This window comes from Streptomyces sp. H27-C3, assembly GCF_030063415.1.
In the GTDB taxonomy this organism is placed as follows: domain Bacteria; phylum Actinomycetota; class Actinomycetes; order Streptomycetales; family Streptomycetaceae; genus Streptomyces.
On sequence record NZ_JASITA010000002.1, the window covers coordinates 388,949 to 404,216 of the forward strand.

A 15,268-nucleotide genomic window follows, 5' to 3' on the forward strand; every position below is an offset into this window, starting at 1 on the left:
CCACCCGCACCGCGCCCGCGAGCCCCCGGCCCGCTCAGCTACCCGCCGCCTGGCGGAACCTCGTCGTCCGATGCACCGGATCCGTGTCGATCTTCGGGATGACATGCTCCCCGATCAGCCGGATCGTGTTCTTCGTGTCCTCCGGCGACACCCCGATCGGCAGCCCGAACGACAGCTGATCCGCGCCCGCCTGCTCCCACCGCTCGCACTGCTGGTGCACCTCGTCGGGGTCACCGCAGATCATCAGCTCCTCGGCGATGAGCAGCTCAATGATCTCCTCGCTGTACTCCGGCAGCAGTTCGGGCCACTGCGGAATGCCCTCGGGCCGCGGGAACGTGTCGTGGTAGCGGAAGAGCAGCGACTGAAGGTAGTTGAGGCCACCGCCGACCGCGATCTCGACCGCCTTCTTGTGCGTCTCCGCGCAGATCGCCGTGGACGTCACCATCACGTTGTCGTTGACGAAGTCACCGATCGGCTCCGCGTCCTTGACCGCGTTCTTGTACGACTCGACGACCCACTCCATGTCGGAGACCTTCTGCACGCTGAAGCCGAGGACCCCGAGGCCCTTCTTCCCGGCCATCGCGTACGAGGAGGGGGACCCGGCGGCGTACCACATACCCGGGTGCGACTTCCCGTACGGCTTGGGCAGGACCTTGCGCGGCGGCAGCGACCAGTGCTTGCCCTGGAAGCCGACGTACTCGTCCTGGAGCCACATCTTGGGGAACTCGGCGATCGTCTCTTCCCAGATTTCCTTGGTGCCGTTCATGTCGGTCATGCCCGGCATGAAGCCAAGGATCTCGTGGCTGCCCGCACCCCGTCCCGAGCCGAACTCGAAGCGCCCCTCGGAGAGGTGGTCGAGCATGGCGACCTTTTCGGCCACCTTCACGGGGTGGTTGACGGGGGCGAGCGGGTTGAAGATGCCGGAGCCCAGGTGGATCCGGTCGGTGGCGTGCGCGAGGTATCCGAGGAACACGTCGTTCGCCGAGAGGTGCGAGTACTCCTCCAGGAAGTGGTGCTCGGACGCCCAGGCGTACTTGAAGCCGGACTTGTCCGCCTCGATGACGTACTCGGTCTCCTCGATCAGAGCCTTGTGCTCCGCCTCGGGGTCGACCTTGGCACGTGCGGCGGGCACGTACCCCTGCACAAAGAGCCCGAATTCCAAGGAGGTTCACCATCCCTTAGTTGGTCCGACGAGCGTCGGCGCCGAGCTGGTCTGACGGATCGTCAGATTACGATGAGGTCGACTGTTCCACTGCCCGCACGGACCGTCAATAGCTGACGCTTCGTCAGGAAAGTTCAAGAGAGGTCGGGGGAGGCCGGGGGAGGTCAGAGGACACTCACGCCGGCCAGCCAGCCGCCGTCGATGACGAAGGGCTGGCCCGTGATGTACGAGGAGTCGTCGCCGGTCAGGAACAGCGCCAGCGCCGCCACCTCCTGCGGTTGCCCGACCCGCCCCAGCGGCACCAGCTTCTTGTACAGCTTGTCCAGACCGGCGGCCGACTCGACGGGGTCGGCCGTGGGGTCCAGCAGCGCGGGGTTGCTCATCGCGGTGTCCACCGCTCCCGGGCACACCGCGTTGACCCGGATCTTCTTGGCCGCCAGCTCCACCGCCGCGACCCGGGTCAGCCCCAGGATGGCGTGCTTGGTCGCGGCGTACGCGCCGACGTAGGCCATGCCCGTGAGCGCCGTGTACGAGGCGGTGTTGACTATCGTGCCGCCGCCGGCCGCCTCGATCTCGGGGGCGACGGTCTTGATGCCGAGGAACGCACCGACCTGGTTGACCTGGACGACCTGCATGAACTCCTCCAGCGGCGTGGAGAGCAGCTCGTTGAAGCGCAGGATGCCCGCGTTGTTGACCAAGCCGTCGATCTTCCCGAAGGCGTCCTTCCCGGCGGCGACGGCGGCCTGCCAGTCCGCCTCCTGGCTCACGTCCAGGTGGACGTACTTCGCGGACTCCGGGCCCAGCTCCTTGGCGAGCGCCCCGCCCTGGTCGTCGAGCACATCGCCGAGCAGCACCTTCGCGCCCTCGGCGGCGAACAGCCGCGCCTCCTGCTCGCCCTGCCCGCGTGCGGCGCCCGAGATGACGACGACGCGCCCTTCCAGCTTCCCCATGCCGTACTCCTTAGGTATTGAGGTGCGGAGCCACTTCGGCGCCGAACGCCGCCATCTGGTCGGTGAGTTCGGTGCGGTCGCGGCTGCGGAAGCGCACCTGGATCTGGTCCACGCCCAGCGCGCCGTACGCGCGCAGCGATTCCGCCACGGCGTCGGGCTTCCCGGTCACCGTGCGGCGCCCGACGGACCAGGACGCCTCGCCCACGTACAGCGGCTCGGTGATCGCGCCGACGGTGATCGGGTCCTCCACCCCGGCTTCGTCGCGCAGCCGCTTGAGCCGGGCGATCTGGTCGGGCAGCTTGGCCCGCGAGTCGCCCTGCGGGAGCCAGCCGTCGCCCCGGACCGCGGCCCGGCGCACAGCGGCCGGCGAGGAGCCGCCGACCCACACGGGGATGCGCGCCTGCGTGGGCCTGGGCTTCTGCCCAAGCCCGCTGAAGGAGAACCGCTTCCCGGCGAACTCCGGGTACTCGTCGGGCCCCAGCGCCACCCTGAGCGCGTCGATCGTCTCGTCCAGTACGCCGCCACGGCCAGGAAAGTCGGCCCCGAGCACGGCGAATTCCTCTTGGACGTGCCCGGCCCCGACCCCGAGGACCAGCCGGCCGCCGGAGAGGTGGTCAAGTGTCGCGTACTGCTTGGCGGAGGCGAGCGGGTGGCGCAGCCCGACCACGGCGACATGGCTGAGCAGCAGGACCCGCTCGGTGACCGCGGCGAGGTAGGAGAGGGTGGCGACGGGGTCGTACCAGATTGTGCTCATCGCGTCGGCGAGGCGGCGCGGGATCGCGACGTGCTCGCAGCTCGCGATGTAGGCGAAGCCGGACCGGTCGGCGGTGCGGGCGATCTCGGCGAGGTCCTCGGGGCCCGCCTGCGCCTCCCAGCCTTCCGCGTACATGGTGCTCTGCGACTGGATCGGGAGCTGCATCCCGTACGACAGCCGCCCTTCGGGCAGGACTCGGACCATGAGGACCCCTCCGGCGACTTGACCTGACGACTCGCCATACTCGTACCTGACGATCCGTCAGACAAGGGGCGCGGCGGCCCCATCTTTCGCCGACCGCGCGCGGTTAGAGACAGCGCGCGGCGTGACCTACCCGGTCCGGGCCTCGGACCCGCCACAGACGCGGGCCTGCTCGTCGAGCCACACGCTCTGCCCGCCGCCGCACTCCACGGTCAACCCGAACCGCTCGTATCCGGGCTGCCCCTCCCCCTCCCACCACCGGTACGCCGCCTCCACCTCGTCCCACAGCCGCCGCGCCCCGGACTGGTACACGTCGGCCGCCGCCTCGCCGTCGCGGAAAACGACCACCGCCCACGACCGGTCACCGGGCCCGAGCCCGTAGAACCACACGGGCCGCATACCGTTCCGCTTCTCGGCGACCACGTGCCGGCAGTCCGGGACACGCAGCCCGATCGCGAAGGACGTCACCCCGAAGGGCCCGGTCACCAGCTGGGCCTCCGTCAGGCTCGTGGTCGACGGTTCGGCGGCGCCCGTCCCTTCCTCCGGCACGTACGCCGAGTGCCCCGCCCACTCAAGCCGCCGACCGCGCAGCTTCATGAACTCCACCGGCCGCGTGAAGCGCCCGCACGCGCTCCGCCCGTCCCCCGCCACCACCAGCCGCGCCACCGCGTCGAGGTGACTGAAATGGGTCCCCCACGGAGCCACGATCACCGCGCACGGCTGGGCCTGCTCCACCCATCCGTACGGGATCTCCCGCAGCCCGACGGTGGCGATGATCCGGTCGTACGGAGCCCCTGCCCCGCACCCGTGGACCCCGTCCGCCGTGACAACCTCCACCGGCGCCGGCAGCCGGGCACGCGCGGCAGCAGCCACCGCGGGGTCGACCTCCACGGTGGTGACCCGGCCCGTCCGCCCGACGCGGTGCGCGAGGAGCGCCGCGTTCCAGCCCGTACCGGTGCCGATTGCCGATGCTCATCGGTTCACCTTTCCTCAAGGAGAGTTGTGCGCGCACGGTCTTGCCCCGGTGCTCGCGCGGAAACCAGCTGAGGACGCCGCCGAGGGCACGGATCACGTGCAGGCCGCGCCCGGACTCGGCGGTGTCGTCGGCAGTTGCGTCGGCATGGGCGACTTTGCCGGACCGGGGAAAGTCCCGTACGGGATCGGATACGTCGATCAGCAGGGCACCGTCGTCCAGAACGGCCAGCCGAAGCCAGAGGTGATGGCCGTACCTGCGCCCGTGCCGCACCGCGTTGGTGACCAGCTCGGAGGCGATGAGGGCCGCGTCCTGCACGTCACCGGGCCACCGCCACAGGGTGAGGTTGCGGCGGACGTGGATGCGGGCGAGGGGGACGGACCCGTCGACCATGGTGTAGCCCATCGACCACTCCAGGACTACGGCCGGAGCGACTGTCTGCGTGTCCACGGCGACTCCTCCGTTTCGGTCACCCCTTGCGATGACCTGTGCACGAAGAGGGAACACTCGGAGCGTCGCTGCGGGTACCGTCAAAGAGGTACGCGACCGTGAAAGCCGTGAACGCCTCCGGGAGTTGAGCAATGGCATCCAGTGCGCGCGAGCCGAACCATCACCTCGACAGCCTGCTCGAAGAAGCCCGATGGTCCCGGACGAAGTTCGCGCACGCGGTGAACCGCGTGGGCACGGAAGCCGGGCTCGACGTGCGCTACGACCGCACGGCGGTCGCCCACTGGATCGCCGGGACCGCTCCCAGGCCCGAAGTGCGGGCAGTGATCGTGGAGACGCTGGCGCGCAGACTGGGGCGGCCGGTGACACATGCGGAGGCAGGACTCACCCCGGCGGCCCCGGAGCGGGGCGACACGGTGGAGGAGCTCATCGACACGGGGCGGTCCGACATGGACCCGTCACGCCGTGGGGTACTGACGGCGGGCGTGTACTCGGCTGCACTCGCCGTGCCGCTGTACGGGGAGCCCGGCATGCCGCCGGCCGGCGAAGACACCAGGAACGCACCGCCGACGCGGCGCACGGCCCGTATCGGAGCCGGTGAGGTCGCCACCGTGCGGACCATGACCGACCGGATCGCCGACATCCTCGACGAGTTGGGCGGCGGCCACGCCCGGCCGATGGCGGCGGCGTTCCTCGTGAACACGGTCGGCCCGTACCTGCGGGCGTCCGCCACCGAAGCGGTGCACAAGGACATGCTGTCGGCGGCGTCCGACCTCGTGTACCTGACCGGGTGGATGGCGATGTACGAGAGGGCCCACGGACTGGGCCAGAGCTACTACAGCAAGGCGCTCCGGCTCGCGGGTGAGGCCGAGGACCACGTCACGTACTGCCGCACCCTGCGCGGCATGAGCCTCCAAGCCTCGCATCTGCGCTACGGAGCGAAGGCGTTGGAGCTGGCCGACGCGGCGGCGGAAGCGAGCCCACAGGCGGGGCCGCGCCTGGTGGCGTTCCTGCGCGGGCAGCAGGCGCACGCCTCCGCGATGACCGGCGACCGCACCCGGGCGCTGGACCGGCTGCGGGAGGCGGAGGCGGCCCTGTCGCGCGCGGACTCACGCCGCGAGTCCATCGGCGGATACGACAAGACCGCGTACCTCTTCCATGTCGCGCACGTGCGTTACGAGTTCAGGGACCTGCCCGGCTCGATCAAGGCGCTCCAGGAGTCCATCAAGGCCCAGCCCCAGCAGGAGCGGCAGGGCCGACTGCACGCGACGGCCGTCCTCGCGCAACGGCAGTTCGAGCACGGGCACCTGGACGAGGCGTGCGCCACCTGGACCGCGTTCCTCGACTGCTACGCCGACCTGTCGACCGCGCGCGGCGACGAGCACTACGAGACCATGCTCCGCCGCGTCCGCCCACACGCGAAGGCCCGCTCCGTACGCGGCCTGGTGGACAGGGCGTACCAGGTGGCGGAACTGAAAGGATGAACGTGTCACAGACCGAAGCCTGTGGGGCTCGGAAATTCATCGCCGCACGTCAGCCCGGGACAACGCGCGCCAACAGCTACAACGCCGAGGACCCGGCCCACAGCCCGTCCGGGGTCAGCCCGAGCAGATCGATCGCGTTGCCGCGCACGATCCGGTCCACCACATCCGGCGCCAGGTGACCCATCTGCTCCTCGCCGACCTCCTTGGAATTGGGCCAAGTGGAGTCGGAGTGCGGGTAGTCCGTCTCGTACAGGACGTTGCCGACGCCGATCGAGTCGAGGTTCTGCAGGCCGAACGCGTCGTCGAAGAAGCAGCCGTACACATGCCCCGCGAACAGCTCCGACGGCGGTCGCAGCACCTTGTCCGCCACCCCGCCCCAGCCTCGGTTCTCCTCCCACACCACGTCCGCGCGCTCCAGGATGTACGGGATCCAGCCGATCTGCCCCTCCGCGTACATGATCCGCAGGTTGGGGAAGCGCTCGAACTTGCCGCTCATCAGCCAGTCGACCATCGAGAAGCAGCAGTTGGCGAAGGTGATCGTGGAGCCCACGGCGGGCGGCGCGTCGGCCGAAGTCGACGGCATCTTCGACGAGGACCCGATGTGCATCGCGATCACCGTGCCGGTCTCGTCGCACGCCCGCAGGAACGGGTCCCACTCGTCGGTGTGGATGGACGGGAGCCCCAGGTGCGGGGGGATCTCGGAGAACGCGACCGCCCGCACGCCGCGCGCCGCGTTCCTGCGCACCTCGGCCGCCGCGAGCTCCGCGTCCCACAGCGGGACCAGCGTGAGCGGGATCAGCCGGCCGTGCGCGTCGGGGCCGCACCACTCGTCGACCATCCAGTCGTTGTACGCCCGCACCCCGAGCAGGCCCAGTTCGCGGTCCTTGGCCTCGGTGAAGGTCTGGCCGCAGAAGCGCGGGAAGGTCGGGAAGCACAGGGCGGACTGGACATGGTTCACGTCCATGTCGGCGAGGCGCTCGGGGACGGAGAAGGACCCCCGCCGCATCTGCTCGAACGTGATGACTTCGAGCTTGATCTCGTCGCGGTCGTAGCCGACCGCGGTGTCGAGGCGGGTGAGCGGCCGGTGCAGGTCCTCGTACACCCACCAGTCGCCTATCGGCCCTTCGTCGCCCTTGGCCCCCATCACCGGGGCGAACTTTCCGCCCATGAAGGTCATTTCCTTCAAAGGTGCGCGTACCACCCTCGGGGCGATGTCCTTGTACTTGGACGGGAGCCGGTCCCGCCAGACGTTGGGGGGCTCAACCGTGTGGTCGTCCACCGAGATTATCTTCGGGAAGGTCTCCATGTGAACCACGGTAGCGTCGATCTGACGATCCGTCAGCTACCTGGCGGCGGACAGCTCGGTTCCGGTGCTGACGCAACCGCCACGGACAAGGCAAACTGACCCTTGCGACCGGGCGGTAACGGCAGGGGGAGCGCTATGGACGACATACCTCGGACACCGGGGAAGCGAAGTCCCGACCCCGGCCGAAGGACCGGCACGGGAGGCTCGGAGACCGGCTCCGCCCTGCGCTTCGGCGTACTGGGCCCGGTCCGCGCCTGGCGGGGCGAGGAGCTGCTCAACACCGGATCGCCGCAGCAGCGCGCGCTGCTCGCGGCCCTGCTGCTGCGCGAGGGGCGGACCGCGACCGCGTCCGAGCTGATCGACGCACTGTGGGGCGATGAGCCGCCGTCACAGGCGCTGGCCGCAGTACGGACGTACGCCTCACGGCTGCGCAAGGTGCTGGACCCGAGCGTCCTGGTCAGCGAGGCCGGCGGGTACGCGATCCGGGCGGACGCCGACACCCTGGACCTGGCGGTCGCGCAGGTCCTGGCCGCCGACGCCGAGAAGGCCCGCAACTCCGGCGACCGGTGCGGAGCGCGCACCCTGCTCAACGAGGCGCTCGCGCTGTGGGACGGCGAACCGCTGGCCTCGGTCCCGGGCCCGTACGCCGAGACCCAGCGCACCCGGCTCGCCGAATGGCGTCTCCAGCTCGTCGAGACCCGCCTGGACCTGGACCTGGAGGTCGGCTGCCACGCGGAGGCCATCTCGGAGCTGACCGCGCTGACCGCGGCGCACACCCTGCGCGAGCGACTGCGCGAGCTGCTGATGCTCGCGCTGTACCGCAGCGGGCGGCAGGCGGAGGCCCTCGCGGTGTACGCCGACACACGCCGCCTGCTGGCCGACGAGCTGGGCGTGGACCCCCGCCCCGAGCTGGCCGCGCTCCAGCAACGCATCCTGGAGGCCGACGCCGACCTGGCCCGCCCCGTGGAGCCGCCGCCGTCCGCGGCCCCGGCCGTCGTGCGACCCGCCCAACTGCCGGCCACCGTGCCGGACTTCACCGGCCGATCCTCGTTCGTCACCGAACTCGGCGACCGGCTCGCCGCCGCGGAGTCCAGCGTCATGGCGGTCTCCGCCCTGGCCGGCATCGGCGGCGTGGGCAAGACGACCCTCGCGGTGCACGTCGCGCACGCGGCCCGCCCACACTTCCCCGACGGCCAGCTGTACGTCGACCTCCAGGGCGCGGGCTCGCGCTCCGCCGAGCCCGAAACGGTCCTCGGCTCGTTCCTGCGCGCGCTGGGCACGCCCGACCCGGCCATCCCCGACACCCTCGACGAGCGCGCCGCCCTCTACCGCTCGACGCTGGACGGCCGCCGCATCCTGGTCCTGCTCGACAATGCCCGCGACGCCGCGCAGATCCGTCCCCTGCTGCCCGGCACGACCGGTTCGGCGGTGCTGGTGACGAGCCGGACGCGCATGGTCGACCTGGCCGGGGCGCACCTCATCGACCTCGATGTGATGTCCCCGGACGAAGCCCTCCAGCTCTTCACGAGGATCGTCGGCGCGGAGCGCGTCCGGTCCGAGCGCGAGGCCGCCCTCGATGTCGTGGGCGCCTGCGGCTTCCTCCCGCTGGCCATCCGCATCGCGGCCTCCCGGCTGGCGGCCCGCCGCACTTGGACGGTCTCGGTGCTGGCGGCGAAGCTCGCGGACGAGCGCCGCCGCCTCGACGAGCTCCAGGCGGGCGATCTCGCCGTCAAGGCCACCTTCGAGCTGGGCTACGGCCAGCTGGAGCCGCAGCAGGCCCGCGCGTTCCGGCTGCTCGGCCTGGCGGACGGCCCTGACATGTCACTGGCGGCGGCAGCGGCCGTGATCGACCGGTCCCTCCAGGACACGGAGGATCTCCTCGAATCCCTGGTCGACACGTCCCTGCTGGAGTCGGCGGCACCCGGCCGCTACCGCTACCACGACCTCGTACGGCTCTACGCGCGCTCCTGCGCGGAACGCGACGAGCCGGCACCGGGCGGGCGGGACGCGGCGATGTCCCGGCTGCTCGGCTTCTACCTGGCGACGGCGGCGGCGGTGTACGCGCTGGAGCGGCCGGGAGACCGGCTGGTGGACCACCTGGAGACCGCCCACTACCCGGGCCTGCACTTCACCGACGGGCACGCGGCCGTGGACTGGCTCTACATCGAGGCCAATTGCCTGCTGGCCTGCGTCCGGCAGGCCGCCACGGGCCACACCCTCAGGCGCGCAGTCGACCTGCTCTGGGCCGCGAAGGACCTCGCCGAGTCGGGGGCCAACTCCCATCAGTACGAGACGACGGCGGTGGCCGCACGCGACGCCGCGCACGCCGCCGGTGACACCCGCGCGGAGGGCCGCGCCCGCACGACGCTCACCAACGTCCTCCTCGTGTCGGGTCGCTTCGACGCGGCGGACGAGGAAGCCAGGCTCGCGACCGTCCAGGCGCGCGCGGCCGGGGACCCCGTACCCGTCGCGTGGGCGTCCAACGACCGCGGCATCATCGCGCTCTACCAGAACCGGCACGCGGACGGCGAGCGCTATCTGCGCGACGCCATCGACAACTTCCGCGCCTGCGGCAGCCGCCCCGGCGAGGCCAGCGCCCTGTGCAATCTGTCCCGTATCCACGTCTCGATGAACCGGACGTCAAGCGCGGTCGAACTCGCCGAGCAGGGCATCGCGATCTACGACGAACTCGGCCTGACCCTGCGTCTCGCCAACGGCCGGTTCGCCCTGGGCATCGCCCTGACCGCGGCCGGGCGGCCCGATGAGGCACTCGACGAGCTCGGCGCGTCACTGCTCGTCTTCCGGGACAACCGCCAGCGCCTGTGGGAGGGCACCACACACTTCCGCATCGCCCAGGCCCACCTCACCGCGCTGCGCCCCGCACAGGCGGCGCAGCACGCGGAGCAGGCTCTCGCCCTGCACTGCATCGGCGGCGACTGGATGCGCGGCAATGTCCTGACCACCCTGGGACGGGCCCTCGACCGGCTCGGCCAGGTGGACCGGGCCCGGGCCTGCTGGCGCGAGGCGCTGAGCATCTACGAGGTGACGGGCGCCGCGGAGGCCGACGAAGTACACGCGCTTCTGACGCCCCTGTCGGCTGCCTGAGGCCGTTCACCGGGTCGTTCATCGATTGTTTATCGGCACCCGGCATTCTCCAGGTTAACGAGCTGTCACGCCGGGGGGCAGACGGTTCGCAGGGGGTCTCACCGTTAAGGTGAACGACCCACGGACGCCCGTTCGACGACCCCGGGGGAGTCGTCGAACGGGCGTCCACCGACGCGAGAACCGCCACACAACGGGAGACCAGCATGAGCGACGCCGAGAAGAACGAAGAGATCACCACCCAGGACAACCACGCCGGGACGCCCCGCGCGGGCAAGCACAAGATCACCACCCAGGACAACCACGCCGGGACGCCGGGCGCGGGCACGATCACGACCCAGGACAACCATGCGGGGTCCGAGGGAGCCTGAGGCTTCGGACCGAACGGGGGCGGGGAACGACCGCGGTGGCGCGGAGGGGATGCCACCGCGGTCGCCGCGTGTTGAGTGAGTGGCGGTGGGAGTACGAACCCGAAGAGGCTCACGTCGTCGGCGGTGGGACACCACCTCCTCCGGCCTTCATCGCCGAGGTCGAGCAGCGCGCGGACGACGTCGTCCGCGCCGCTTCCGCGCTCCGTCTGGACGGTACGACCTAGTGTCCCGGTTTCGAGATTCGGCATCGCCGATTTCAAGACCGGCTCCCCGCTGACCAGGCGGTTGATGGTGCACGCGCCTCACGTGGTGCGGCCGAGACTCGAATCCACCTCACTGGCAGGGAGCGGGCGACGGGGTGCAGACGCCTACGTTCCGAGCCGCATGTTTCGCTACCTGACCATCGACCGGCGTCAATGCGTCCATATTCTCCAGGTCACGGTCTCGCCGACGTAACGGGTCATACACGGCCCCGGTCCCGCAGCTCCGTCTTCTGGACCTTGCCGCTCGCGTTGCGCGGCAGCTCCGTCACGAACTCGACCTCCCTGGGCACCTTGTAGTTCGCCATCTCACGGCGCGACCAGGCGATCAGGTCGTGCGCCGTGAGCGTCGATCCCGGCCGGCGGACCGCGTACGCCTTGCCCGCCTCGCCGAGCCGGAGGTCGGGGATGCCGACCACCGCGACATCGGCGATGTCCGGGTGCAGGCCGAGGAGTTGCTCGATCTCCGCCGGGTACGCGTTGAAGCCTCCGACGATGAACATGTCCTTGATCCGGTCGGTGATCCGCAGGTTGCCCGCCGCGTCCAGCACGCCGACGTCGCCGGTGCGCAGCCAGCCGTCCGGTGTGATGGCGTCCGCCGTGCCGGCCGGGTCCTCGAAGTAGCCTCCCATGACGTTGAAGCCCCGCACCAGGACCTCACCGGGTGCGCCCGGCTCCCCCACGACCTTGACCTCCGTGCCCGGTATGGCCCGGCCCGAGGTGGACGCGATCGTCTCCGGCGGGTCGCCGCGGCGGCACATCGTCACGATGCCGGACGCCTCCGAGAGGCCGTACGCCGTGAGGACGGTCGCGATGTGCAGCTCGGTGCGCAGCCGTTCGACGAGCTGGAGCGGGACGACCGCGGCGCCCGTCACCACCAGGCGCAGGGCCGACAGATCGTGGTCGTCGCGGGCCGGGTGGTCGAGGAGCGACTGGTGGAGTGTGGGCGGCCCCGGCAGGACCGAGATACGTTCGGCCGCGATGTTCGCCAGCACCGTGTCGACGTTGAAGACCGGCTGCGGGATCATCGTCGCGCCGCGCATCAGGCAGGCGATGATGCCGGCCTTGTAGCCGAAGGTGTGGAAGAACGGGTTGACGATCAAGTAGCGGTCGCCTTCGCGCAGGCCCGCCAGATCGCACCAGATGTCATAGCCGCGCAAGGTCTGCTCGTGCGTGATCACCGCACCCTTGGGGCGACCCGTCGTCCCCGACGTGAAGATGATGTCGGACGGGGACGCGGCGTCGATCGCGTCGGCGCGGGCCCGGACCTCGGCGGACGACACCACCTCGCCGGAGGCCAGGAAGTCCTTCCAGGTACGGAAGTTCTCCGGTGCGTCGTCCGCGAGGACCACCACCTCCTGAAGGTGCGGGAGGGACCGGAGCGGGCCCGTGCCGGAGCCCTCCGTCGTCGCCCTGCGCAGGGAGGCGACGTACGACGTACCGAGAAAAGTACCGGTGACGAAGAGGAGCCTGGCGCGACTGCTCGACAGGACGTACGCCGCTTCCGCGCCCTTGAAGCGGGTGTTGAGCGGGACCAGGACCGCCCCCGCCGTTACCGCGCCGAGCGCGCAGACGATCCAGTCCAGGGTGTTGGGCGCCCAGACCGCGACCCGGTCACCGGGCTCGACACCACGGGCCATGCAGGCCGCGGCGGCCCGTTCGACCCGCTCCCCCAATTCGGCGTACGAGACACGGGTGCGACCGTCGGCCACGGCCTCGCGCTCGCCATACCGTTCGGCGGCGCTGCGCACCAGCTGCGGGATGCTGTCCCATTCGATGTCCGTGCCCATAACAAGCCCTCCCACAGCAGTAGCTGACTAACCGTCAGATTAGCGGTAGCCTGACGCGCTGTCAGCAGTCGTGACCATCGCGGAGGTGCCCATGGCGACGCTCAAGGATGCGACAGCGATAGTCGGCACGGGGCAGACGCCCTTTGCCAAGCAACTCCCCGAGTCGGAGAAGACCTTGGCCTGCCGGGCCATCCTCGCCGCGCTCGCCGACGCCGGGATTGACCCCTCCGAGGTGGACGGGATGGCCTCGTACACGATGGAGGAAACCGACGAGGTCGAGATCGCCAAGTCCATCGGCGCCGGGGACATCACGTTCTTCTCCAAGGCCGGGTTCGGCGGCGGCGGCTCCTGCGCCACCGTCGCGCATCTCGCCGCGGCCATCACCACCGGCCAGGCGAGCGTGGGCGTGGCCTGGCGCTCACGCAAACGCGGATCGGGCCCGCGCCCATGGAAGAACACCGCCGTTCAGCTGCCCACCCCCGCCCAGTGGACCCGCCCCTTCGGCCTGCTGCGGCCCGCCGACGAGATCGGGATGCTGGCGCGCAGATACATGCACGAGTACGGCGCCACCCGCGACCACCTCTTCAATGTCGCCCTGGCCTGCCGGAACCGCGCCAATCAGAACCCCGCCGCGATGATGTACGAGCGCCCGCTGACCCGCGAGATGTACATGACGTCCCGCTGGATCAGCGACCCGCTCTGCCTCTTCGACAACTGTCTGGAGACCGACGGCGCGCTGGCCTGCGTCATCGTCTCCGCCGAGCGGGCCCGCGACTGCCGGCAGAAGCCGGTGTACGTGCACTCCGCCGCGCAGGGCCTGCCCGCCCAGCACCACGGGATGGTCAACTACTGGAACGACGACCCGCTGACCGGCCCCTCCTGGGCCGCCGCCCGACAGCTCTGGAAACAGGCCGACTTCGGCCCCGACGACGTCGATGTCGCCCAGATATACGACGCCTTCACGCCCCTGATCCCGCTGTCCCTGGAGGGCTACGGCTTCTGCGGGCGTGGTGAGGGCGCCGCGTTCACCGAGGGCGGCGCGCTGGAGAGCGGCGGCCGGCTGCCGATCAACACCGGGGGCGGGGGCCTGTCCGAGGCGTACGTGCACGGCTTCAACCTCATCACCGAGGGCGTCAGGCAACTGCGCGGCACCAGCACCGCGCAGGTCCCCGGCGCCGCCACCTGCCTGGTCACCGCGGGCGAGGGCGTGCCCACCTCCGCGATTCTGCTGAGGAGTTGAGATGCGATGAGCGACAGCCCCGCACCCCCCACCCTGCTGACCCCCGTCGTCGACGAGGACGGGGCGCCCTTCTGGGAGTACGCCGCCAGGGGCGAACTCCGCGTCCAGGCCTGCGCCTCGTGCGACAAGCTGCGCTTTCCGCCGCGCCCGTGCTGCCCGCACTGCCGGTCCTTCGACAGCGAGTGGCGCCTGATGAGCGGCAAGGGCCGGATCTGGTCGTACGTCCTCCCCCACCCACCCCTGCTCCCCGCGTACGCGGCGCAGGCCCCGTACAACGCGGTGGTCGTCGAGCTGACGGACGCCCCGCGCATCCGGCTCGTCGGGAACGTGGTCTCCGCACCCGGCGCGGCTCTCGACTCGGTCGATCCGGCGCGCCTGCGCATCGGCGCGAGGGTGCAGGTGACCTTCACGGATCCCGGTGACGGTGTGACGGTGCCGCGCTGGCTGCTGGAGCGGTCGTGAGTATCAGGGTCGAGCGGGACAAGGAGAGCGGGGTCGCGGTCGTCACACTGGACCGCGAGGCGAAGCACAACGCGATCGACTTGGCGGCGGCGGCCGAACTGGCTTGCGCCTGGCGGGAGTTCCGCTTCGACGAGAGCGTCCGGGCGGTGGTCGTGACGGGGGCCGGCTCGAAGGCGTTCTGCACGGGGATCGACCGGGGCGTGGAAGTCCCGCAGCCGCCTTCGCCGTACTCGATCGACGATCCGCTGATCTCCATCGGGCCAAAGGCGAACGACCTCTGGAAGCCGGTCATCGCGGCAGTGCGGGGAATGGCGTGCGGCGGGGCGTTCTATCTGCTGGGCGAGGCGGAGTTCGTGGTCGCCGCCGAAGACGCGACGTTCTTCGATCCGCATACGACGTACGGGATGGTCAGCGCGTACGAGGCGATCTACATGGCGCAGCGGATGCCGTTCGGGGAGGTCGCCCGGATGTCCCTGATGGGGACGGCGGAACGGCTCTCGGCACGACGGGCGCACGAGATCGGCCTGGTGTCCGAACTGACCCCGCCCGGCGAAGAAGTGGCGGCGGCGGTGCGCTCGGCCGAGGTGATCGCGTCCTGCCCGACCGGGGCGGTGCAGGGCACGGTACGCGCGGTCTGGGCGGCGAGTGAGGGCGCCCGGAGCGCGGCGTTGGCCCAGGCACCTCATCTGATCGCGCTCGGGAATCTGCCGCCGGGGGAACAGGCGGAGCTGTTCGGGGGGCGGGGTGGGGGGGTTCGGGTGCGGTA

General features: G+C 70.7%; 13 protein-coding genes and 1 pseudogene. 7 read left to right on the forward strand and 7 right to left on the reverse strand.

What is annotated here, in order from left to right:
• Positions 1–34: 34 nt before the first annotated feature.
• The 5 genes and pseudogenes from QMK30_RS03260 to QMK30_RS38420 all read right to left on the reverse strand — a co-directional run.
• The gene (locus QMK30_RS03260; RefSeq protein WP_283515576.1) at positions 35–1,162 is read right to left on the reverse strand and encodes an LLM class flavin-dependent oxidoreductase; all 1,128 of its coding nucleotides are present in this window, start codon (positions 1,160–1,162) and stop codon (positions 35–37) included.
• 164 nt (positions 1,163–1,326) lie between these two features.
• The gene (locus QMK30_RS03265; protein ID WP_283515577.1) at positions 1,327–2,112 is read right to left on the reverse strand and encodes an SDR family NAD(P)-dependent oxidoreductase; all 786 of its coding nucleotides are present in this window, start codon (positions 2,110–2,112) and stop codon (positions 1,327–1,329) included.
• 10 nt (positions 2,113–2,122) lie between these two features.
• Complete coding sequence (locus tag QMK30_RS03270; protein ID WP_283515578.1) at positions 2,123–3,070, reverse strand: LLM class F420-dependent oxidoreductase; 948 nt, start codon at positions 3,068–3,070, stop codon at positions 2,123–2,125.
• Positions 3,071–3,196: 126 nt separating this feature from the next.
• A complete protein-coding gene (locus QMK30_RS03275; protein WP_349362036.1) occupies positions 3,197–4,030 on the reverse strand; it encodes a protein-L-isoaspartate O-methyltransferase family protein in 834 nt (277 codons plus the stop codon).
• A gap of 37 nt (positions 4,031–4,067) precedes the next feature.
• Positions 4,068–4,628, reverse strand: a pseudogene (locus tag QMK30_RS38420) (ATP-binding protein); the annotation flags it as partial.
• On the opposite strand from QMK30_RS38420, the gene QMK30_RS03285 reads away from it, so the two are divergent.
• On the forward strand, positions 4,622–5,971 hold the full coding sequence (locus tag QMK30_RS03285) for an NsdA family TPR-like regulatory protein (protein ID WP_283515579.1): 1,350 nt from the start codon (positions 4,622–4,624) through the stop codon (positions 5,969–5,971). The pseudogene QMK30_RS38420 and the gene QMK30_RS03285 sit on opposite strands and share 7 nt — an antisense overlap.
• A 76-nt stretch (positions 5,972–6,047) precedes the next feature.
• Here the strand turns inward: QMK30_RS03285 and QMK30_RS03290 are convergent, their stop codons facing one another.
• Positions 6,048–7,277: an amidohydrolase family protein gene (locus tag QMK30_RS03290; protein WP_283515580.1), complete on the reverse strand. Its 1,230-nt coding sequence runs from the start codon at positions 7,275–7,277 to the stop codon at positions 6,048–6,050.
• Between the two features lie 135 nt (positions 7,278–7,412).
• Here QMK30_RS03290 and afsR point away from each other — a divergent pair, with 135 nt between their 5' ends.
• From afsR to QMK30_RS03305, 3 genes are all read left to right on the forward strand, one after another.
• Positions 7,413–10,382, forward strand: a complete 2,970-nt coding sequence (afsR, locus tag QMK30_RS03295) for an SARP-family global regulator AfsR (RefSeq protein WP_283515581.1) — start codon at positions 7,413–7,415, stop codon at positions 10,380–10,382.
• Positions 10,383–10,585: 203 nt separating this feature from the next.
• Positions 10,586–10,750, forward strand: a complete 165-nt coding sequence (locus tag QMK30_RS03300; RefSeq protein WP_283515582.1) for a sigma-like protein — start codon at positions 10,586–10,588, stop codon at positions 10,748–10,750.
• Between the two features lie 68 nt (positions 10,751–10,818).
• Positions 10,819–10,974 (forward strand): hypothetical protein, encoded by a 156-nt coding sequence (locus QMK30_RS03305; protein ID WP_283515583.1) that lies wholly within the window; start codon positions 10,819–10,821, stop codon positions 10,972–10,974.
• 236 nt (positions 10,975–11,210) lie between these two features.
• Here QMK30_RS03305 and QMK30_RS03310 read toward each other — a convergent pair whose 3' ends face one another.
• The gene (locus tag QMK30_RS03310; RefSeq protein ID WP_283515584.1) at positions 11,211–12,800 is read right to left on the reverse strand and encodes a FadD3 family acyl-CoA ligase; all 1,590 of its coding nucleotides are present in this window, start codon (positions 12,798–12,800) and stop codon (positions 11,211–11,213) included.
• 91 nt (positions 12,801–12,891) lie between these two features.
• Here QMK30_RS03310 and QMK30_RS03315 point away from each other — a divergent pair, with 91 nt between their 5' ends.
• The 3 genes from QMK30_RS03315 to QMK30_RS03325 form a co-directional block, all read left to right on the forward strand.
• The gene (locus QMK30_RS03315) at positions 12,892–14,040 is read left to right on the forward strand and encodes a lipid-transfer protein (RefSeq protein WP_283515585.1); all 1,149 of its coding nucleotides are present in this window, start codon (positions 12,892–12,894) and stop codon (positions 14,038–14,040) included.
• 6 nt (positions 14,041–14,046) lie between these two features.
• Positions 14,047–14,502, forward strand: coding sequence for a Zn-ribbon domain-containing OB-fold protein (locus tag QMK30_RS03320; RefSeq protein ID WP_283515586.1), 456 nt, complete (start codon positions 14,047–14,049; stop codon positions 14,500–14,502).
• On the forward strand, positions 14,499–15,268 hold a 770-nt coding region (locus QMK30_RS03325; RefSeq protein ID WP_283515587.1), incomplete at its 3' end, for an enoyl-CoA hydratase/isomerase family protein. The genes QMK30_RS03320 and QMK30_RS03325, both read left to right, overlap by 4 nt.

Coding starts and splice junctions, on each gene's coding strand:
- QMK30_RS03265 (WP_283515577.1), bottom strand. CDS start 2,112: ATGGGGAAGCTGGAAGGGCGCGTCGTCGTCATCTCGGGCGCCGCACGC.
- QMK30_RS03270 (WP_283515578.1), bottom strand. CDS start 3,070: ATGGTCCGAGTCCTGCCCGAAGGGCGGCTGTCGTACGGGATGCAGCTC.
- QMK30_RS03285 (WP_283515579.1), top strand. CDS start 4,622: ATGGCATCCAGTGCGCGCGAGCCGAACCATCACCTCGACAGCCTGCTC.
- QMK30_RS03290 (WP_283515580.1), bottom strand. CDS start 7,277: ATGGAGACCTTCCCGAAGATAATCTCGGTGGACGACCACACGGTTGAG.
- afsR (WP_283515581.1), top strand. CDS start 7,413: ATGGACGACATACCTCGGACACCGGGGAAGCGAAGTCCCGACCCCGGC.
- QMK30_RS03300 (WP_283515582.1), top strand. CDS start 10,586: ATGAGCGACGCCGAGAAGAACGAAGAGATCACCACCCAGGACAACCAC.
- QMK30_RS03310 (WP_283515584.1), bottom strand. CDS start 12,800: ATGGGCACGGACATCGAATGGGACAGCATCCCGCAGCTGGTGCGCAGC.
- QMK30_RS03315 (WP_283515585.1), top strand. CDS start 12,892: ATGGCGACGCTCAAGGATGCGACAGCGATAGTCGGCACGGGGCAGACG.
- QMK30_RS03320 (WP_283515586.1), top strand. CDS start 14,047: ATGAGCGACAGCCCCGCACCCCCCACCCTGCTGACCCCCGTCGTCGAC.